The 20,580-nt window shown below is 61.1% G+C and carries 17 protein-coding genes; 12 read left to right on the top strand and 5 right to left on the bottom strand.

Features of this window, described 5'->3' with window-relative positions; translation table 11 throughout:
• Window positions 1–105: 105 nt before the first annotated feature.
• Together thiC and cytX are read left to right on the top strand one after the other, a co-directional pair.
• Entirely contained in the window at window positions 106–1,995 is a 1,890-nt protein-coding gene (thiC, locus tag EIY72_RS15175; RefSeq protein ID WP_093227263.1) for a phosphomethylpyrimidine synthase ThiC, read from the top strand.
• A 150-nt stretch (window positions 1,996–2,145) separates the two neighbouring features.
• Window positions 2,146–3,438: a putative hydroxymethylpyrimidine transporter CytX gene (gene cytX / locus EIY72_RS15170; RefSeq protein ID WP_093227261.1), complete on the top strand. Its 1,293-nt coding sequence runs from the start codon at window positions 2,146–2,148 to the stop codon at window positions 3,436–3,438.
• Here the strand turns inward: cytX and EIY72_RS15165 are convergent.
• The gene (locus EIY72_RS15165) at window positions 3,407–4,153 is read right to left on the bottom strand and encodes an RsiV family protein (protein WP_093227259.1); all 747 of its coding nucleotides are present in this window, start codon (window positions 4,151–4,153) and stop codon (window positions 3,407–3,409) included. The two genes, cytX and EIY72_RS15165, sit on opposite strands and share 32 nt — an antisense overlap.
• Window positions 4,154–4,376: 223 nt before the next feature.
• On the opposite strand from EIY72_RS15165, the gene EIY72_RS15160 reads away from it, so the two are divergent.
• The 9 genes from EIY72_RS15160 to EIY72_RS15120 all read left to right on the top strand — a co-directional run bounded on the left by EIY72_RS15160 (window position 4,377) and on the right by EIY72_RS15120 (window position 13,831).
• Window positions 4,377–4,994: an NUDIX domain-containing protein gene (locus tag EIY72_RS15160; protein WP_093227257.1), complete on the top strand. Its 618-nt coding sequence runs from the start codon at window positions 4,377–4,379 to the stop codon at window positions 4,992–4,994.
• Window positions 4,985–5,437 carry a DUF1249 domain-containing protein gene (locus EIY72_RS15155; RefSeq protein WP_093227255.1) on the top strand — a complete coding sequence of 151 codons (453 nt, stop codon included), beginning with the start codon at window positions 4,985–4,987 and terminating at the stop codon, window positions 5,435–5,437. The genes EIY72_RS15160 and EIY72_RS15155 overlap by 10 nt, the downstream gene beginning before the upstream one ends.
• Window positions 5,438–5,551: 114 nt before the next feature.
• Entirely contained in the window at window positions 5,552–6,367 is an 816-nt protein-coding gene (gene cpdA / locus EIY72_RS15150) for a 3',5'-cyclic-AMP phosphodiesterase (RefSeq protein WP_093227253.1), read from the top strand.
• A 212-nt stretch (window positions 6,368–6,579) separates the two neighbouring features.
• Window positions 6,580–7,188 (top strand): YqiA/YcfP family alpha/beta fold hydrolase, encoded by a 609-nt coding sequence (locus EIY72_RS15145; RefSeq protein WP_093227251.1) that lies wholly within the window; start codon window positions 6,580–6,582, stop codon window positions 7,186–7,188.
• Window positions 7,189–7,244: 56 nt separating this feature from the next.
• Window positions 7,245–9,152: a DNA topoisomerase IV subunit B gene (parE, locus tag EIY72_RS15140; protein ID WP_093227249.1), complete on the top strand. Its 1,908-nt coding sequence runs from the start codon at window positions 7,245–7,247 to the stop codon at window positions 9,150–9,152.
• The gene (locus tag EIY72_RS15135; RefSeq protein ID WP_093227247.1) at window positions 9,152–10,141 is read left to right on the top strand and encodes an esterase-like activity of phytase family protein; all 990 of its coding nucleotides are present in this window, start codon (window positions 9,152–9,154) and stop codon (window positions 10,139–10,141) included. The genes parE and EIY72_RS15135 overlap by 1 nt, the downstream gene beginning before the upstream one ends.
• Complete coding sequence (locus EIY72_RS15130) at window positions 10,138–10,662, top strand: retropepsin-like aspartic protease family protein (RefSeq protein WP_093227245.1); 525 nt, start codon at window positions 10,138–10,140, stop codon at window positions 10,660–10,662. Before EIY72_RS15135 ends, EIY72_RS15130 begins: the two co-directional genes overlap by 4 nt.
• Before the next feature lie 7 nt (window positions 10,663–10,669).
• On the top strand, window positions 10,670–12,937 hold the full coding sequence (parC, locus tag EIY72_RS15125) for a DNA topoisomerase IV subunit A (protein WP_093227244.1): 2,268 nt from the start codon (window positions 10,670–10,672) through the stop codon (window positions 12,935–12,937).
• Window positions 12,938–13,114: 177 nt separating this feature from the next.
• On the top strand, window positions 13,115–13,831 hold the full coding sequence (locus tag EIY72_RS15120) for a PqiC family protein (RefSeq protein ID WP_093227242.1): 717 nt from the start codon (window positions 13,115–13,117) through the stop codon (window positions 13,829–13,831).
• Window positions 13,832–14,170: 339 nt separating this feature from the next.
• Here the strand turns inward: EIY72_RS15120 and EIY72_RS15115 are convergent, their stop codons facing one another.
• Complete coding sequence (locus EIY72_RS15115; RefSeq protein ID WP_093227240.1) at window positions 14,171–15,685, bottom strand: AhpA/YtjB family protein; 1,515 nt, start codon at window positions 15,683–15,685, stop codon at window positions 14,171–14,173.
• 135 nt (window positions 15,686–15,820) lie between these two features.
• Here EIY72_RS15115 and serB point away from each other — a divergent pair, with 135 nt between their 5' ends.
• Window positions 15,821–17,035 carry a phosphoserine phosphatase SerB gene (gene serB, locus EIY72_RS15110; RefSeq protein ID WP_093227238.1) on the top strand — a complete coding sequence of 405 codons (1,215 nt, stop codon included), beginning with the start codon at window positions 15,821–15,823 and terminating at the stop codon, window positions 17,033–17,035.
• A gap of 124 nt (window positions 17,036–17,159) precedes the next feature.
• On the opposite strand, the gene asd is transcribed toward serB, so the two are convergent.
• Genes asd through EIY72_RS15095 form a run of 3 tightly spaced genes read right to left on the bottom strand, consistent with a single transcriptional unit; the run spans window position 17,160 to window position 20,435 of the window.
• A complete protein-coding gene (gene asd / locus EIY72_RS15105) occupies window positions 17,160–18,020 on the bottom strand; it encodes an archaetidylserine decarboxylase (protein WP_093227236.1) in 861 nt (286 codons plus the stop codon).
• A gap of 18 nt (window positions 18,021–18,038) precedes the next feature.
• Window positions 18,039–18,854, bottom strand: coding sequence for a rhodanese-like domain-containing protein (locus EIY72_RS15100; RefSeq protein ID WP_093227234.1), 816 nt, complete (start codon window positions 18,852–18,854; stop codon window positions 18,039–18,041).
• A gap of 42 nt (window positions 18,855–18,896) precedes the next feature.
• Entirely contained in the window at window positions 18,897–20,435 is a 1,539-nt protein-coding gene (locus EIY72_RS15095) for an HDOD domain-containing protein (protein WP_093227232.1), read from the bottom strand.
• Between the last annotated feature and the right edge of the window lie 145 nt (window positions 20,436–20,580).

Below are 20,580 nucleotides of genomic sequence, written 5' to 3'. Positions count from 1 at the left end.
CACAGCACCCATTGGCTGGATGTATTCGCTGGTGGGTCGCGTCCATTCGTTACAGGTTCGCTCCGACAAAATTCCACTGCCTGGATGCTGTCTGGAGAGCCCGTGATGACCACAAAAGCAAAAATCGCCACCAACCTGAGTGACTCGGCCAAGGTCGATCAGCAATCGGTTCAGCCGTTTACCCGCTCGCAAAAAATCTATGTCCAGGGCTCGCGTCCCGACATCCTCGTGCCGATGCGCGAAATCAGCCTCGACGTGACGCCGACCGACTTCGGTGGCGAGGTCAACGCGCCGGTCACGGTCTATGACACCTCCGGCCCGTACACCGACCCCAACGTCATCATCGACGTGCGCAAAGGCCTGGCAGACGTGCGCTCGCCGTGGATCGAAGCCCGTGGCGACACCGAGCGCCTGTCCGGCTTGAGCTCGAATTTTGGTCAGGAACGTCTTGCCGACCCCGAGCTGACCAAGCTGCGCTTTGCCCACGTCAACAACCCGCGCCGGGCCAAGGCCGGGGCCAACGTCACGCAGATGCACTACGCGCGCCAGGGCATCATCACCGCCGAGATGGAATACGTCGCCATCCGCGAAAACATGAAGCTGGAAGTGGCCCGCGCCGCCGGTTTGCTCGACCAGCAACACGCCGGCCACAGCTTCGGCGCCAGCGTGCCGAAAATCATCACCCCGGAATTCGTCCGTGACGAGATCGCCCGCGGTCGCGCGATCATTCCGGCGAACATCAACCACACCGAACTGGAACCGATGATCATCGGCCGTAACTTCCTGGTGAAGATCAACGGCAACATCGGTAACAGCGCCCTGGGCTCGTCCATCGAAGAAGAAGTGGCGAAACTGACCTGGGGCATCCGCTGGGGTTCGGACACGGTCATGGACCTGTCCACCGGCAAGCACATCCACGAAACCCGCGAGTGGATCATCCGCAACTCGCCGGTGCCGATCGGTACGGTGCCGATCTACCAGGCCCTGGAAAAAGTCGGCGGAGTGGCCGAGGACCTGACCTGGGAGCTGTTCCGCGACACGCTGATCGAACAGGCCGAGCAGGGCGTCGACTACTTCACCATCCATGCCGGCGTATTGCTGCGTTATGTGCCGATGACCGCCAAGCGTGTAACCGGCATCGTTTCCCGTGGCGGCTCGATCATGGCCAAGTGGTGCCTGGCGCATCACAAGGAAAACTTCCTCTACACCCATTTCGAAGACATCTGCGAAATCATGAAGGCCTACGACGTCAGCTTCTCGCTGGGCGATGGCCTGCGTCCGGGCTCGATTGCCGACGCCAACGACGAAGCGCAGTTCGGCGAGCTGGAAACCCTCGGCGAACTGACCAAGATTGCCTGGAAACACGACGTGCAGTGCATGATCGAAGGCCCTGGCCACGTGCCGATGCAGTTGATCAAGGAGAACATGGACAAGCAGCTCGAGTGCTGCGACGAGGCGCCGTTCTACACCCTCGGTCCGCTGACCACTGACATTGCGCCAGGCTATGACCACATCACCTCCGGCATCGGTGCCGCGATGATCGGCTGGTTCGGTTGCGCCATGCTTTGCTACGTGACGCCAAAGGAACACCTGGGCCTGCCGAACAAGGATGACGTGAAGACCGGGATCATCACTTACAAGATCGCCGCCCATGCCGCCGATCTGGCCAAAGGGCATCCGGGCGCACAGATCCGTGACAATGCCCTGAGCAAGGCGCGTTTCGAATTCCGTTGGGAAGACCAGTTCAACCTCGGCCTGGACCCGGACACCGCCCGTTCCTATCACGATGAAACCCTGCCGAAGGATTCGGCCAAGGTCGCGCACTTCTGCTCCATGTGCGGGCCGAAGTTCTGCTCGATGAAGATCACCCAGGAAGTCCGCGAATATGCGGCCAACCAACGGATCGAAGCGGTCGACGTGGACGTCGCCCAGGGCATGGCCGAACAGGCCGAGCGCTTCAAGCAGGAAGGTAGCCAGCTGTACCAGAAAGTTTGATCTGACCTGAGTCCGGCGGCGTTCGTGCCGCCGCCATCGCGAGCAAGCTCGCTCCCACAATGATCTGTGTCGTTTACAAATCCCTGTGGGAGCGAGTTTGCTCGCGATGGCGATCAAAAAAACAACAAATGTCCCTCTGAGATAACACCCTTGAGCATTCAACCCAGTACTTACTCACCTGACATCGCGGTGCCGACCGACAAACGTGTGTTCGGCGGTCGCGATCTGTTTTCCCTGTGGTTTTCCCTCGGCATCGGCCTGATGGTGCTGCAGACCGGCGCCTTGCTCGCGCCGGGTCTGGGCCTGTCGGGTTCGTTGCTGGCGATTTTTCTTGGCACGCTGGTCGGCGTTCTGTTGCTGGCCGCCGTTGGCGTAATCGGCAGCGACACTGGCCTGTCGTCGATGGCCGCGCTCAAGCTCAGCCTCGGCGCTAAAGGTGCGAGCCTGCCGGCAGTACTGAACCTGCTGCAACTGATCGGTTGGGGCTCGTTTGAAATCATCGTCATGCGCGATGCCGCCAGCTTGTTGGGGGCCAAAGCCTTCAGCGAAGGCAGCCTGCTGTCCAACCCTATGCTCTGGACGTTGTTCTTCGGTGCGCTGGCGACCTTGCTCGCGGTCAGCGGACCGCTGACCTTCGTGCGGCAGATCCTGCGCAAGTGGGGCATCTGGCTGCTACTGGCCGCGTGCACCTGGCTGACCTGGAACCTGTTCGCCAAAGCTGATCTGGCGGCTTTGTGGGCCCAGGCCGGTGACGGTTCGATGCCGTTCGCCGTGGGTTTTGACATCGCGATTGCCATGCCGTTGTCATGGCTGCCGCTGATCGCCGACTACTCGCGCTTCGGCAAGCGGGCGAAAAACGTGTTTGGCGGCACGGCCATCGGTTTCTTTATCGGTAACTTCTGGCTGATGAGCCTGGGCGTGGCTTACACCCTGGCGTTCGCGCCGAGCGGTGAAGTCAATGCCTTGTTGTTGGCGCTGGCCGGTGCCGGCCTGGGGATTCCACTGTTGCTGATCCTGCTGGACGAGTCGGAAAACGCCTTTGCCGACATTCACTCGGCGGCGGTCTCCAGCGGCATTCTGCTGCGCCTGAAAGTCGAGCATCTGGCGCTGGCCATCGGCGTGGTCTGCACCCTGATCGCCCTGCTGGCGCCGTTGGCCCAGTACCAGAACTTCCTGCTGCTGATCGGTTCGGTGTTCGCGCCGCTGTTCGGCGTGGTGCTGGTGGACCACTTCATCCTGCGCAAACGCAGTGGCCAGGTGGCTGCGGTTGCCCTGCGCTGGCCGGCACTGCTCGCCTGGCTGGGCGGGGTCAGCACCTATCACTTGTTGGCCAACCTGTATCCGGATGTCGGTGCAACCCTGCCGGCGCTGGTGCTGGCAGGGCTGTTGCAGCTGGTGCTGGGTTCTGCCTTCAGTTACGGCCGGGGAACAGCTCGGGCTTGAGGATGCCGTTCAGGCGCGGGTAAGGGATCTTCAGTTCGACGTGGCCCAGCGCATAAGGCGCGATGGTGCTCACGTCGTACTTGAGGATCACCGCGCCATAGGTCAGCGCCACGTGCTGGGTTTTCTGGAACGGCCAGCTCTTCACGAACTCCTGCTCCTGATCGAGCTTGGTGCTGATCAGCCAGCTGTTATGCGCCACTTGCGCGGCTTTCCAGAAGGCCTCTTCCTGTCCTGGCACCAGCATGTCCGACAGCGTCAGCACTTTTTGCTGCTGGCGTGAATAGTTGATGAAGCCACGGCCTGGCGTGCCGTGGGCGCCACCGGTGTCCAGGTAGCTGGACAGTTCGATGATCACCAGTCCGTCATGCTGCTCACGTACCTTGGCCTGCAAATAACTGCTGTTGCGTGGGCCGGCGTTACGCAGGAACTGCTCGCGATAGGCCGCCAGAGTCGGAGCAACCGGCGCGTCCGGCGAAGTCCGGGTCAGTTGCAACAAGCGTTTCTCGACGATGGCATCCAGTTGCGGCTCGTTAGGGAAATGCACGACATCGATGTTCACCAGCGGGCAATCCTGCGCCTTGCAGCCCGGCTGCAACTGCTCGGAGGCGTCACGGGTGGTTTCCAGTGGCGCCCGATAATTGGGCTGGAACAGGCTCTGGCAAGCGCCCAGAGTCAGCGCAATGGCGGCCACGGAGGCCATTTTGAAAAGCGACATGGGCGTCCTTTCTGAAACAGGGGAAGGCAAAAAGCTAACGGCTTCGACTCTCAACGAAGCAATCAGTTCGCCACTAAGCTAATTAGAGTGGGTTTCGCCTTCACCGTCCATCCCGCTGACGGTAAAGGGGCTGCATCAAACGTCTCGGGCGCGTTAGGATGGCGCGAAGTCGAGGCCCGGGAAGATGAAGCCTCGTAAAGGTTTAGCAGTAACGAGGATTGTCATGAAGGATTTCGCCAACGCCATTCCGACCGCCGTGGATATCGTGCGGCGTGAAAAATGCTATGAGGGCTTCTACAAGCTCGAGCGCGTGCACTTGCGCCACGAGTTGTTCGCCGGGGGCATGAGCCGCGAAATCGACCGTGAGGTGTTCGTTCGTCACGATGCCGTGTGCATGCTGCCGTATGACCCGCAACGCGATGAAGTGGTGTTGATCGAGCAGTTTCGCGTGGGGGCCATGGGCAAGACTGACAACCCGTGGCTGATCGAACTGGTCGCTGGTCTGATCGACAAGGATGAAGTGCCGGAAGCAGTTGCTCACCGCGAAGCGCAGGAGGAAGCTGGACTGGACATCGCGGCGCTGTGGCCGATGCTCAAATATTTCCCGTCGCCGGGCGGCAGCAACGAGTTCGTGCATTTGTACCTGGGGCGTTGTGACACATCAGGGGTTGGCGGCCTGCATGGGCTGGAGGAAGAGGCAGAAGATATCCGCGTCACGGTCTGGGCCTTTGAAGATGCCCTGCAAGCCGTGCGCGACGGACGTATTGCCAACGCGGCGAGCATCATTGCCTTGCAATGGCTGGCTTTGAACCGCGTTGAAGTGAGGGGGTTATGGTCGTAAACAAGGTGCGCGATCGTTATCGGGTAGACCTGGCAGGGCTGCAAGCGTCCTGCGAGGCGAACTACGCGCGCCTGATGCGACTGTTGCCGGACATGCGCAACGAACCCGCGGCCCGGCGCATCGCCGTGACCCATGGCGAACAGATGCTGGGCGTGCTGGCGCTGGAAGTGCTGCAGGTCTGTCCCTACACCACCACCTTGCAAGTGCGTCAGGAACACAGCCTGCCCTGGCTGCCGGTGCCGCAACTGGAAGTACAGGTCTATCACGATGCCTGTATGGCCGAAGTGGTCAGTGCCGAGCACGCACGGCGCTTTCGCGGCATCTACCCCTATCCGAACGCCTTGATGCATCAGCCGGACGAAAAGGCGCAGCTGAACATGTTCCTCGGCGAATGGCTCAGCCACTGCCTGGCGTTGGGTCATGAGTACGAAGTGGTACGTTAACTGTCCGCCACAGTTGTGAACTGTGTCAGATTCGCGGGTTTCCCCTTTCGCTCGTCCCCCAGCATACTGGCGCCACTTACCCCCATTCCCGTGATCACGCCCTGGGAGAACGTCTTGCCGAGCGTATCCATATTGACCCCCGCCGATCCGGCGTTGCTGGTGCAGATTTCCGACAGCCACCTGTTTGCCGAAGCGGACGGCACGTTGCTGGGCATGAACACCGCCGATAGCCTGCAAAAGGTCATTGAGCTGGTGCGCGCGCAACAGCCGCAGATTGACCTGGTCATTGCCAGTGGCGACCTTTCCCAGGACGGCACATTGGCGTCCTACCAGCGCTTCCGCCAGATGACGCAGCAACTGGATGCTCCGGCACGCTGGATTCCCGGCAATCACGATGAGCCGCAGGTCATGGCTGAAGCGACGGTGCAGAGCGCGCTGCTCGAACCGGTGGTGGATATCGGCAACTGGCGAATCACCTTGCTTGATTCGGCAGTGCCGGGCTCGGTGCCGGGGTACTTGCAGGACGAGCAGCTGCAACTGCTCGCCCGTTCGCTGAGTGAGGCGCCGGAGCGTCATCATCTGGTGTGCTTCCACCATCATCCGGTGTCCATCGGCTGCCCATGGATGGAGCCGATCGGCTTGCGCAATCCCGAGGCGCTGTTTGCCGTGCTGGATCGCTTCCCGCAAGTGCGTGCGGTGTTGTGGGGGCATGTGCATCAGGAAATCGACCAGATGCGCGATGGTGTGCGCCTGATCGCTTCGCCATCGACCTGTATTCAGTTCGAGCCGGGCAGCGAGGATTTCAAGGTCGGCGAGCAAGCGCCGGGTTATCGCTGGTTGCGGTTGATGCCGGACGGGCAGCTTGAGACAGGGGTAGAGCGGGTCACGGGGTTTGATTTCACCGTGGATTACGGCTCCAACGGCTACTGACAAGCCCCTCTGTGGCGAGGGAGCTTGCTCCCGCTCGGCTGCGCAGCAGTCGTAAACCCAGCCCCCGCAGTCTGACTGTCATAAAGTGATGGCTGATTTAAGGTCTGCTGCGCAGACCAACGGGAGCAAGCTCCCTCGCCACAACACAACGAGTCATTCGTGCCAACACCCTGTAAACTCCGCCTTCTTTACCCGACGCACAGGGAGTTCACATGTCCGGCTCGATCCTTTATATCCACGGCTTCAACAGCGCGCCTTCCTCAAAAAAGGCCACCCAGTTGATGCAGGTGATGGAGCGTCTGGGCTTGAGCGATCACTTGCGCGTACCGACCTTGCATCACCATCCCCGTGAAGCCATCGGTCAGCTGGAGCAGGCGATTGCCGAGCTGGGGCGGCCGCTGCTGGTCGGCAGCTCACTCGGCGGCTACTATGCCACTCACCTGGCCGAGCGCCTTGGTCTCAAGGCCCTGCTGGTCAACCCGGCGGTCAGTCCGCACCGTATGTTCGACGGCTACCTGGGGACGCAGAAAAACCTGTATACCGAAGAAACCTGGGAGTTGACCCACGACCACGTGACGGCCCTGGCCGAGCTGGAAGTGCCGGCTCCCCAGGACCCGCAGCGTTATCAGGTATGGTTGCAAACGGGTGATGAAACGCTGGACTATCGCCTCGCCCAACAGTATTACCGCGCATGTGCCTTGCGTATCCAGGCGGGCGGCGACCACAGTTTTCAAGGCTTTGCCGCACAGTTGCCGGCGATGTTGAGTTTTGCCGGTATCGGCGCCGATTTGTATCAGGCGATTGATTTCACATCTTTGTGATGCAATGCCTGCTTTCATGTTTCTCTTTTTTCACCAGACACTGACGACGAGACCCCATGGCCACTCCCAGCGCTAGCTCTTATAACGCAGACGCCATCGAAGTCCTCTCGGGCCTCGACCCGGTGCGCAAGCGCCCCGGCATGTACACCGACACCAGTCGGCCGAACCACCTCGCCCAGGAAGTGATCGACAACAGCGTCGACGAAGCCTTGGCCGGGCACGCCAAATCGGTGCAGGTCATCCTGCATGCCGATCATTCGCTGGAAGTCAGCGATGACGGCCGCGGCATGCCGGTGGACATCCATCCCGAAGAAGGCGTGTCGGGCGTCGAGCTGATCCTCACCAAGCTTCACGCGGGCGGCAAGTTCTCCAACAAGAACTACCAGTTCTCCGGCGGTCTGCACGGCGTGGGCATTTCCGTGGTCAACGCCCTGTCCAATGAAGTGCGTGTGCGGGTCAAGCGTGACGGCAACGAATACCAGATGACCTTCAAGGATGGCTACAAGGCCACCGAGCTGGAAATCGTCGGCACCGTTGGCAAGCGCAACACCGGCACCAGCGTGTTCTTCGCGCCGGATCCGAAATACTTCGACTCGCCGAAATTCTCCATCAGCCGTCTCAAGCACGTGCTCAAGGCCAAGGCCGTGTTGTGCCCGGGGCTGCTGGTCAGTTTTGAGGACAAGGCCACCGGCGAGAAAGTCGAATGGCATTACGAAGATGGCCTGCGCTCCTATCTGGTCGACGCGGTCAGCGAATTCGAACGCCTGCCGGACGAGCCGTTCTGCGGCAGCCTGGCCGGTAACAAGGAAGCCGTGGACTGGGCACTGCTGTGGCTGCCGGAAGGTGGCGACGCGGTACAGGAAAGCTACGTCAACCTGATTCCGACCGCCCAGGGCGGTACCCACGTCAATGGCTTGCGTCAGGGCCTGCTCGACGCCATGCGCGAGTTCTGCGAATTCCGCAGCCTGCTGCCGCGTGGTGTGAAGCTGGCGCCGGAAGACGTCTGGGAACGCATCGCTTTCGTGCTGTCGATGAAAATGCAGGAACCGCAATTCTCCGGCCAGACCAAAGAGCGTCTGTCGTCCCGTGAAGCGGCGGCGTTCGTCTCCGGTGTGGTCAAGGATGCGTTCAGTCTGTGGCTCAACGCCAACCCGGAAACCGGTCTGGCGCTGGCGGAGCTGGCGATCAACAACGCCGGTCGTCGTCTCAAGGCCAGCAAGAAGGTTGAGCGTAAGCGCATCACCCAGGGGCCGGCGTTGCCAGGCAAACTGGCTGACTGCGCCGGACAGGACCCGATGCGTTCCGAGCTGTTCCTGGTGGAAGGTGATTCCGCCGGTGGTTCGGCCAAGCAGGCACGAGACAAGGAGTTCCAGGCCATCCTGCCGTTGCGCGGCAAGATCCTCAACACCTGGGAAGTCGACGGCAGCGAAGTGCTGGCCAGCCAGGAAGTCCACAACATCGCCGTCGCCATCGGCGTCGATCCGGGTGCGGCGGACATGAGCCAGCTGCGCTACGGCAAGATCTGCATCCTCGCCGACGCCGACTCCGACGGTCTGCACATCGCGACCTTGCTGTGCGCCTTGTTCGTCCAGCATTTCCGTCCACTGGTGGATGCCGGCCACGTCTACGTCGCCATGCCGCCGCTGTACCGTATCGACCTGGGCAAGGAAATCTACTACGCCCTCGATGAAGCCGAACGCGACGGCATTCTCGATCGCCTGGTGGCCGAGAAGAAGCGTGGCAAGCCGCAGGTCACACGATTCAAAGGCCTGGGTGAAATGAACCCGCCGCAGCTACGCGAAACCACCATGGACCCGAACACCCGGCGTCTGGTGCAACTGACGCTGGGCGAGGACTTCGACGCGACATCGGAAATGATGGACATGCTGCTGGCGAAAAAACGCGCCGGTGACCGCAAGACCTGGCTGGAATCCAAAGGTAACCTGGCCGAGGTTCTGGGCTGATGCGGCTGGGCTTTGCCCTGGCTTGTGGGTTGCTGCTGACATCGATCATGGCGTCTGCCGAGCCGGCGCCGGAGCTGCGTCTGTTGTCCGAGCATGCCGTCGAAGGCATGCGCGGCGGCAACCTGTCGGGTCTGGCCCAATGCGGCGATGAGCTGTGGGCCGAGTCGGACCGCGACGATGACCAGATCTACCGTCTCGATACCCGCGAAACCGTCTGGCAGGCGCAAGCCGTGCACATCTATGTCCCGCCGGTGCCGGACAGCGGTTTGCCCTGGGGGCTGAAGTCCCGAGTCTGGGGCGCATCCTTTGTCCGTGGCGGCGACCTGGATTTCGAAGGCATCACCTGCGACAGCGCGGGCAATCGCTACCTGGTCAGCGAAGGCCACGCCGCCGTCTTGCAGGTACCGCCCACGGGCCCGGCGTCCTGGCTGAAAATCAGCCCGATGATGGTGCGTGAAGCGCGGGCGCGTGGCTTGCTGCAGAAATTCAACGCGATTTTCGAAGGTATTGCGATCAATCCGGCCGGTGACCAGATGTGGCTGGCCGCCGAGCGCGAAGGACGCGGTTTGCTGATGATCAAGCGCAAGCAGACCGTTTGGGATTGCGATGGTGGCTGCGTGCTGCTGAGCGAAGCCGGCCTGGAAATGCAACCGCCGCAGTTTCCCCATGCCAAGCCTGTACCCCGGGATTTTTCCGATTTGTCCTTGTACAACGGCAAGCTCTATACCCTGGAACGTAACGCCTACCAGATTTGCCGCCGTGACCTGCAAACGGTCAAGGTTGAGCGTTGCTGGTCGTACGCGAACGAGTTGTTGCAGCCCAATCGCCGTTACTCGCAGAACTACGGGCTAGAGGAAGCGTTGATCATTGACGCCGACGGGGCCTGGATTGGCGTCGACAATAACAACGGTGCCCGCGTGGATGGCGAGGTTCGCCCGATTGTCTGGCGCTTTGCTGCGCCTGAGGGTGGCTGGAGCGCCAAACCTTGAGCCAGCAGACACCGGGGCAGCGTATCGGCCGGGTGTTCATGGTGCTGGCCTGGTGCGCCGCGTTGTTCCTGGCCACGCGGTTTTTTGCCCAGTGGGAGGCGCGTCAGCAAAACCCCAATGTGGTGGTCAGCTCGGAACAGGGCGACGGTTTTGTCGAAGTGAGGCTGGCCAGTAACGTGCAGGGCCATTTTGTTGCCAGCGGGCAGATCAACGGTCAACCGGTGAACTTCATGCTCGATACCGGCGCTACCGATGTGTCGATTCCGGCGGACCTGGCCAAACGCTTGAAACTGGAAGAAGGATTCGGTGTGACCCTGAGCACGGCCAACGGCCTGAGCGAGGGCTATCGCACCCGCATTGAACGCCTGCAACTGGGCGACATCGTGCTGCACGACGTGCGTGCACTGGTGGCGCCGGGGTTGCATGGCGACCAGGTGTTGCTCGGCATGAGCGCACTGAACAAACTTGAATTTACCCAGCGCGGTGGCACCATGCTGCTGCGCCAGACAACGAACCGATGAGGCCCGCATGAGCGACTCCCTTGATCTCAGCCTGGACGGTGTAGAACGCCGCTCGCTGGCTGACTTCACCGAAAATGCCTACCTCAACTACTCCATGTACGTGATCATGGACCGTGCCTTGCCGCATATCGGCGACGGTCTGAAACCGGTACAGCGGCGTATCGTCTACGCCATGAGTGAATTGGGGCTGGACGCCGATTCCAAGCACAAGAAATCGGCGCGTACTGTCGGTGACGTGCTCGGCAAGTTCCACCCCCATGGTGATTCGGCCTGCTATGAAGCCATGGTGTTGATGGCCCAGCCGTTCAGCTACCGCTACACGCTGGTCGACGGCCAGGGTAACTGGGGTGCGCCGGATGATCCCAAGTCCTTCGCCGCCATGCGTTACACCGAGGCGCGCCTGTCGCGGTACTCCGAAGTTCTGCTCAGCGAACTGGGGCAGGGCACCGCCGATTGGGGCCCGAACTTTGACGGCACCCTCGACGAGCCCCTGGTGTTGCCGGCACGTTTGCCCAATATCCTGCTCAACGGCACCACGGGTATCGCCGTGGGCATGGCCACCGACGTGCCGCCTCACAACCTGCGCGAAGTGGCCTCCGCTTGCGTGCGGTTGCTCGATGAACCGAAAGCCACGGTCGAGCAGCTCTGCGAACACATCCAGGGCCCGGATTATCCGACCGAAGCGGAAATCATCACGCCCCGCGCCGACCTGCTGAAAATCTACGAAACCGGTCGTGGCTCGGTGCGCATGCGCGCCGTGTATCACATCGAAGACGGCGACATCATCGTCACCGCGCTGCCGCATCAGGTCTCGGGTGCCAAAGTGCTCGAACAGATCGCTGCGATGATGCAGGCCAAGCCGTCCAAGGCCCCGCAAATTGCCGACCTGCGCGATGAATCTGACCACGAGAACCCGTGCCGGATCGTGATCATTCCCGGCACTCGCAAGAACTTCGACCACGACGCGCTGATGCAGCACCTGTTCGCCAGCACCGATCTGGAGTCGAGCTACCGGGTCAACGTCAACATCATCGGTCTGGATGGCAAGCCGCAGCTGAAAAACCTGCGCGCCTTGCTGGTCGAGTGGCTGGAGTTCCGGGTACAGACCGTGCGTCGCCGCCTGCAATTCCGCCTCGACAAGGTCGAGCGTCGCCTGCACCTGTTGGACGGTTTGCTGATTGCCTACCTCAACCTGGACGAAGTGATTCACATCATCCGGACCGAAGAGCATCCACGAGCCAAGTTGATCGAGCGCTTCGCCCTGAGCGAAATCCAGGCCGACTACATTCTTGACACCCGTCTGCGCCAGTTGGCACGACTGGAAGAAATGAAACTGCGTGCCGAACAGGATGAACTGCTCAAGGAACAAGCCAAGCTGCAAGCCTTGTTGAGCAGCGAAGCCAAGCTGAAGAAGCTGGTGCGCAGCGAACTGATCAAGGACGCCGAGACCTATGGCGACGACCGCCGCTCGCCAATCGTCGAGCGCGCCGAAGCCAAGGCGCTGACCGAGCATGACCTGCTGCCGAACGAGAAAGTGACGGTGGTGCTGTCGGAAAAAGGCTGGGTGCGTTCGGCCAAGGGTCACGAGATCGACGCAACCGGGCTTTCCTACAAGGCGGGCGACGGCTTCAAGGCCCTGGCGGCTGGACGCTCCAACCAGTTTGCGGTGTTCATTGACTCGACCGGTCGCAGTTATTCCGTGGCCGCCCACACGCTGCCATCGGCCCGCGGCCAGGGCGAACCGCTGACCGGTCGCCTGACGCCACCGCCAGGGGCGAGCTTCGAATGCGTGCTGATGCCGGAAGACGATGCGCTGTATGTGATCGCCTCCGATGCCGGCTACGGTTTCGTGGTCAAGGGTGAAGACCTGCAAGCCAAGAACAAGGCGGGCAAGGCCCTGTTGAGCCTGCCGAACAACGCCAAGGTCATGCTGCCGCGCCCGGTCGCCGATCGCGAGCAGAACTGGCTGGCGTCGGTCACCACCGAAGGTCGCCTGCTGATCTTCAAGATCAGCGATCTGCCACAATTGGGTAAGGGCAAAGGCAACAAGATCATCGGCATTCCCGGTGAACGTGTGGCCAGCCGCGAAGAATATGTCACCGACATCGCCGTCATTCCGGACGGTGCAACACTGGTGTTGCAGGCCGGAAAACGTACCTTGTCGCTGAAAGCGGACGACCTCGAACACTACAAGGGTGAGCGCGGGCGTCGTGGTAACAAACTGCCAAGAGGCTTCCAGCGAGTAGATGCACTGCTCGTCGAAAACCTCAGTTAGCTGTTCCAGGGCGGCCGATCTACGATTTAACCCGTAGATCGGCGCTTTCGCGCTGGAGTCGGAACGCATATTCACGGATGATATGGCCTTTCCAAACGCCGGCTTTGCCGCGCGTTCTTCACATTTATTAAGTATTTTCACTGTGATCCGCCAAGAGGCGATCACCTGGACGGGACGATGACTGCTCTGCGCCTTCCTTTAATTCTCATGCTCGCTGGCGTTCTTGGCCTGGCGGGTTGCAGCGTTCACCAGCCGGTGTCGCTGTATCAACTGGACAGCGGAAGTCCGGTTCAGCCTGCGCAAAGCACAGGCATGGCGGTTTTGCTGGGCCCTGTAACCGTTGCCGACTACCTGCAACGCGAAACCCTGCTGCAGCGTCAGCCGGACGGCAGCCTGCAAGCTTCGACCGACGGCCGTTGGGCCGGCAGCCTTTCGTCGGATATCGATCAACTGCTGTTGCGTCAGGTTGCCGGTCATCTGGACAGCCAACGCGTGGTCCTGGCACCCGCGACTTTGGGCTTCAGTCCGGACGTTCAGGTGCTGTTGACCATCACGCGTCTGGATTCGGGTGAAAAACAACCGGCAATCCTCGATGCGCAATGGCGTTTGATCGACCGTCGCGGGCAGGTTCGCGATAACCGCATCGTTCACCTGCAGGAACAGCATGCCGGTACAACGGCTGCTCAGGTTCAGGCTCAGGGTGTGTTGCTGCAGCGTCTGGCCGAGCAGCTGTCGGTAGCGCTCAAGCCACTGGCCAACCAGCCGCCGATTGCTGAGGCACCGCGCAAACCGGCAGCCGCCAAGCCTGCGGCGCCAGCGGCCGAGCAGGATAAGCAACCGAAGATTCCAATGGCTGCGCCGATTCGTACGGATATGGAAGTGTTCCGCTTCTAAGGCTGGATCGAGTCAGGACAAAGCCCGCCTTGTGCGGGCTTTGTTGTGTCTGGGATTAGAAGATCAAAAGCTACCCTCACCCCAGCCCTCTCCCGGAGGGAGAGGGAGCCGACCGAGGTGTCTGGCGTCATACATCGACCTGAAAGATCTTGGCGATTATGGATTCGGTCTTGCTCGTTCAGGTCGTTGTAGATCCCGAGCATCCCCCAATCGGTCCCCTCTCCCTTTGGGAGAGGGTTAGGGTGAGGGGGCTCCAAAGCCGGGCGAGATCACGAAACCACCACACACAAAAAAGCCCGCAGACAATCACTCATCTGCGGGCTTCTTGACATCAAGGCCTCAGGCACGGCGTTCGTGCATTCGTGCCAACTGACGCTCCAGCATCGACGGATAAGGCTCCATCAAGCGCTCCACGCAGCACGCGCCTTCCGGGCTGGCGATCGGCCGGATCCGCGCACGCTGGCGAATCAGCGCATCGTCACTGATCTTGCGTTCCACCAGCAGCAGGTTGCGACTGTGTTGCGACAAGGCCAGGGCATCCTGCGCCGAATCTGTCAGCAACAGGTCGATCTGGCTCAGGCCGAACAACTCGTCGCCGAGGGTCAGGCCCAGTTGCAGTTGCAGGGTAATGCCGCTGTCGGCGACTTCGATCTGCAATTGATGGCCCAAGGCCCGCAGCAATTCACCGCAGCAAATGGCATTGGTCAGGTAATCGTCGCCGCAGTCTTCGGTGTGGAACAGCATCAGGGTGCTGCCATCGTTCAGGGTTTCCACTTCGCCCTGATACAGCGAAGCGGCCTGGTCGAGGCAATCGCGATAGCGTTCCAGCAGCTCTTCCAGGCGTGCGCGAGGCAGTCGACGCAGTTGTTCCTGGGAGCCCAGTTGTACCGCGAGCACGGCGCTGTGTTGCGGTACGCTCGGGGTGGCCTGACGAACAACCGGTTGCGGATTGTTGATCAGTGTCTCGTCGCGCAGGTCGGCGAAGGCATCGTCATCTTCATCGTCTTCGACGGTGCTGACGATGTGCCGCGGAGCTGGCTTGAGCGCAGCGACCGGGCGGCTTTCGTCGAAGCTCGGGTCGCGCAGGTTGCGCACTTCGAACTCCGGCTCTTCTTCAACTTCGTCGAACTCAGGCTCTGGCGCTGGCGGCGGTTCGGCCGGTTCGGGAGCGAAGTTGGCGTGCAGCTGACGGGCCAGGTCGCCGATTTCGTCCTGGCGGTCGGTGGCCGGGGTGTATTCGTCGATGTTGCGCAGCCACACCCGCAATTGCAGGAGCGGCGTGGACAGATAACGGCCCATGCGCAGGCTCAAGGCCAGGGACAACGCCAGCAGGATCGCACTCAAGATGCCCATGCTTTGCAGGCTGATGGTCATCGGCTGCTGAAACTGGTCCATGTCGAGGCTGATGCGCAGTTGCCCGGCGGTCACGTCCTGGAAGGTGATCTTGCTCTGGTACATGCCCTCGGCTTCGCCCAGCAGGCCATGCTTGGGGCGCTGGCCGGACTCGGCGAGGATGCGGTTGTCCACGCTGTAGATGGCCGCGTGGGCCACCAGTTTGTTCTTGGTCAGGTTGTTGAGCAGCACGTTGAGGCTGAGGATGTCGTTGGACACCAGCAGCTCGGTGGCCGACGTGGCGGTCTGCGTGGTCAGGCTTTCGCCCAGCGCATCCGCCTGCTCGTGCATGGCCTGCTTGAACTGCAAACCCATCACACCGGCATAGATGACCAGGGCCAGGGCGACCAGGATCACGTTATGGCTGGCAATGCGCAATGCAATCGGTACACGGCGGTGGCGCAGTGCACGGAAGATCAGCAGAAAGAAGTTATCGGTTTTTACTGGCGTGGGCCGGTTCACTTGAGCTCGGCTCTTTTGTCCGTGAAGTTGACGCGCAGTATAGCGACAGGCCCAAGACCGGCAAAGCGCTCACGGTGCCCGATGGTCACTGAAAGTGGGTAGAATGCGGTTTTTTTCCACCTGCGGGGGTGCGCCTTGCGCGAAATCGTCCTGATAAACATCACGGGGTCCGACCGTCCGGGTCTGACGGCGGCCATTACTGGCGTTCTGGCCCAGGGTGGTGTGAACATTCTCGACATCGGTCAGGCGGTGATCCACGACACCTTGTCGTTCGGCATCCTGGTTGAAATTCCTGACACCGAGCAAGGCAAGTCCGTGCTCAAGGACATCCTGTTCAAGGGCTATGAGCTCGATCAACAGGTCCGCTTCACGCCGGTGTCCGAAGAGGACTACCAGCAATGGGTCGGTAACCAGGGCAAGAAGCGTCATATCGTGACCTTGCTGACCCGCAAGGTCACCGCTGGCCAATTGCAGGCGGTGAGCTCGATCACTGCCAAATATGGTCTGAACATCGATCACATCGATCGCTTGTCCGGGCGTATGCCGCTGGACACGCCGGCGGACAAGGGCAAGGGTTGCATCGAATTTTCCGTGCGCGGTGAGGCGGCTGATCCGCAGGCGCTGCGTGCCGAATTCCTCAGCGTCGCCCAGGAACTGAACGTCGACATCGCCTTCCAGGAAGATTCGCTGTTCCGCCGTAACCGTCGCCTGGCGGTATTCGACATGGACTCGACCCTGATCGAAGCCGAAGTGATCGACGAGTTGGCCAAGGCTGCCGGTGTCGGTGACAAGGTCTCGGAAATCACCGAGCGCGCGATGGCCGGCGAACTGGACTTCCGCGCCAGCTTCAAAGAGCGCCTGGCGTTGCTCAAGGGCCTGGATGTGGGCGTGCTGGATTCCATCGGTGCTTCGTTGCGCCTGACCGAAGGCGCCGAAACCCTGTTCGCCGAACTCAAGCGCCTGGGCTACAAAACCGCCATTCTCTCGGGCGGCTTCACTTACTTTGCCAAGCAATTGCAGGCCAAACTGGGCATCGACTATGTGTTCGCCAACGAACTGGAAGTGGTGGACGGCAAGGTGACCGGTGTTGCGGTCGAGCCGATTGTCGATGCACAGCGCAAGGCGGATTTGCTCAAGGAGCTGGCGCACAAGGAAGGTTTGCGTCTGGAGCAGACCATTGCGGTCGGTGACGGTGCGAACGACTTGCCGATGCTGGCGATTGCCGGGTTGGGCGTGGCATTCCGTGCCAAGCCACTGGTCAAGCAGTCGGCCAAGCAGGCGATTTCTACCCTGGGGCTGGATGGCGTGCTGTATCTGCTGGGCTTTCGCGATCGCGACGGCCAGCTCTAACGCCGCAAAACAACTGTAAATCCCTGTGGGAGCGAGCTTGCTCGCGATAGCATCACCGCGGTTCAGCAGATGGACCGCAGTGCCTGCATCGCGAGCAAGCGCGCTCCCACAAGTGTTTTATGGATCAGGCTTTTGGCGAGCCCATACCCTGACCCATCTGCACCGACAAGCCGGCAACCATGTCGTCGTCCCACTTCACCTGATCCGGCCCGAACAGCACGACGGCGGTCGAACCCAGCTTGAAGCGACCCAGTTCTGCACCTTTCTCCAGGTGAATCGGCGCGCGAGCAGCTTCGTCGTAGCGGAAAGTCTTCAACTCGCGTTTCGGCGGTGTGACCAGACCGGCCCAGACGGTTTCGATCGACGCAACGATCATCGCACCTACCAGTACCACGGCCATCGGCCCGCGCTCGGTGTCGAAAATGCACGCAACACGCTCGTTGCGGGCAAACAGTTCCGGCACGTTTTCAGCGGTGGTCTGGTTGACCGAGAACAGGCGACCCGGAATGTAGACCATTTCGCGCAGGGTACCGGCCAGCGGCATGTGCACGCGGTGGTAATCCTTCGGCGACAGGTAAATGGTGGCAAAGTCACCACCCATGAACGGAGCCGCATTCGCCTCGTCACCACCGAGCAGTTCCAGCACGCTGAAACTGTGGCCCTTGGCCTGGAATACGCGACCATGCTCGATCGGGCCCAGTTGGCTGATGGCGCCGTCGGCCGGGCTGAGGATCGCGCCCGGCGTCTGGTCCAGCGGGCGCGCGCCGTCTTTCAGGGCACGGGTGAAGAAGGCGTTGAAGTGCTCGTAGGCGGTCAGGTCTTCGACCAGCGCCTGGGACATGTCCACCTGATAACGCTTGGCGAACCACGCGGTGAAGGCATTCTTGAACCAGCGCACGCGGCATTCGGCAATGCAGCCGGCCAATCGCGAGAGCAAGTGGTGAGGCAGCAGGTACTGGCTGATGATAAACAGACGCTTGTTCATTAACGGTCCTTAAAAACCTTACATTTCTACGGGCGTATCGGGATGGTTGCCCCATTCGCCCCATGAGCCGGCGTAGCCTTTGACCCGCGGATAACCGAGAGCCTTGGCCACCAGATAGGTGAAGCCAGAACGGTGGTGTGTCTGGCAGTGGGTAATCACTTCTTTGTCCTTGCTGATCCCGAGCTGTTCGAGGATCTGCGGCATATCGGTACGGATGCGCAACTGGCGCGCCTGATCCATGCCGGCCGTCCATTCGAAATTCACCGCGCCGGGGATGTGCCCACCCTTGGCTGCGAGGACTTTTTCGCCCGAATATTCCAGCGGTCCGCGTGCATCCCAGATCGCCAGGTCGGCGGCGCCGAGGCGGCTTTGCAGGTATTCGCGGGTGGCCGTGGGTTCTTCGTGAAAGGTCAGGCTGACCGGGCCGCCAGCCGAAGCAGGCACCTCGGTCGAAACCGGCAAGCCTTCGGCCAGCCAAGACAGCAGGCCGCCATCGACGTAGTGGTACTTCGTATGGCCGATCACGTCCAGCAACCAGATGAAGCGCCCGGCCCAGCCGCCGCCTTCGTCGTCATAGACCACGTAGACCGCGTCCTTGTTGTGGCCCAGTTCACCGAACAGCGCCTCAAGCGCCGCTTGCGGCGGCATCAGGCCCGGCGCCGGTGGCTGGCCCAGCTGCGTGCGCTTGGGGTCGACAAAACGCGCGCCGGGAATATGCCCTTCGGCATAGCGGACGCTGCTGGTCAGATCGACCAGAATCAGATCGCGGGCGTCGAGGCGAGGGAGCAAGTCGCTCGGCTCGATCACCAGCGGCAAGCCAGAGAAGTCAGACATGTGAGGTCTCCAGGGCACAAAAGGGAGGATTGTAGCGCAGGGTCATTGGCCTCGGGTGCTAAAGCTGTGCAAGGCCTTTTCGATGCACTGCGCGGTTTTACCGAAGGCTTGCACGGTGATCTCCGAAAACTGGCTGCCGCCCTGATCGGCCACGACAATCATGATCACCCGACCATTGTTGACCAGTGAACGCAGCAGCAGGTGTTCGCCGTTGAACTGCGAGCGCAGGCTGTTGGGCAGCAGCGCGGAAAACTGCGCGTTGTTGCTCGGGGTCAAACGTACCTGCGCCTGTTGGGCCAGCAGGCGCTGTAACACCGTGCTCTGACTGACCACGAAATTCAGTCCGGCCGCTTCCTTCGGCAACCCGGCGGTCTGGTGTACCCGCAGATTGGCATGGGTGCGATCGGCCATCAGGATCATCACCCGACGCATGCCACACGCCACCAGCGCGTCGCGGGCGGCGATGGTCAGGTGCATGGCATTGGTGAACCGACTTGGCTCGACGAGTAGCTCGGCGCATTGCTTGCGCCACTTCGCCAGCTCTTCTGCACTGGGCGCCGCCGCTGGCAATAACCCTGCGTGGATACGGTTCATGCCCCACGGCCAGATCAGTGATTCGGCGGGGTGCCAGAGGTCGGACATAGCGTGATGGCGAGCGCTGTTGGCCGCTTGCTGATGCAGTTGTTGCTGCACTTCTTCCATCGGAATTTGCAGGTAAAGACTGGTCAGGTACTGCCAGCGCTGGCTGTGCGGGCTGTCCCAGGCCTGTTGCGCCGACAGCGCAAGGCCATTGGCCAGCAACACGGTGTTGGCCGGCTGATTGAGCCAGCGACGCAGGTCCGGGTCGTCATCCAGGCGGTTCTGCTGACGCAACGGGTGTTCGCTGTCACGGGCAATGCGCAGAACTTTCACCAGTTCCCGCTGTTCAGTGAGCAGCAATCGATAACCCTGCTGCACCCAGATCGGCAGACGCCAGATATCCACCAGCGCCTGGCCGATCTCCAGCAGGCGTACGCCGAACAGTTGTTTCTCGACTTTGCGTGCCGACTCGCCTTTGTGGATGACCCGCAGCTCCCACTCTTCGAGCAGCTTCGGATGGGTTAGGGCCAGCGGCCACAACGGCGACAAAAACAACAGGCTGCCCCAATGGATGTCCTGCCACAGCCGCGCCAGGCGGCTGGCAAAAAAACCGTTGGCCTGCTGCGTGGCGTGCTGACTGATCAACTGCAGCTGGCGCAAAGCCTTGGGAATCTCGGCCTCAGGTTCGGCCGGCAGGCGTGCGAGCAGTTCTTCGGTGCGCTTCAAACCAAGGCGATTGATCGCCACCTCGAGGTTTTCCGCAGGCTCGGTCATGCCGGCATGGCTGTGCCGATTGGCTTCACGGATAACGCTCAAAGCAAGCGCTGGGCTGCCTTGCATCAGCTCGGCGATGTCGCGCAATGAGCTGCGATTATCGCGGATGGCCTTGCAGACCCGGTCGTGGCTGGCCTGCGGAACGGGCAGGCGCACGCCATCGAGAAGCTTGACCCAGCCTTCGAGTGTTGAGGGTTTTGGTGTTGGGACGTTCGTTTCGTTAACCATGGTGGGAGGCGATCATTGTCAACATTACCTGTGCCCGGATGGGGTCAAATTAGCTTTTCGCCTGAACTGGCTATAGTCTGGCGCAGTTTTGCCGATAAGTAGAAGAAGAGATTTTTTAACTTCCGAATATGACCTTGAACCCGAC

It is taken from the genome of Pseudomonas vancouverensis (genome assembly GCF_004348895.1).
Taxonomy (GTDB): Bacteria; Pseudomonadota; Gammaproteobacteria; order Pseudomonadales; family Pseudomonadaceae; genus Aquipseudomonas; species Aquipseudomonas vancouverensis.
This window is presented reverse-complemented; position numbering and strand designations above follow the sequence as displayed.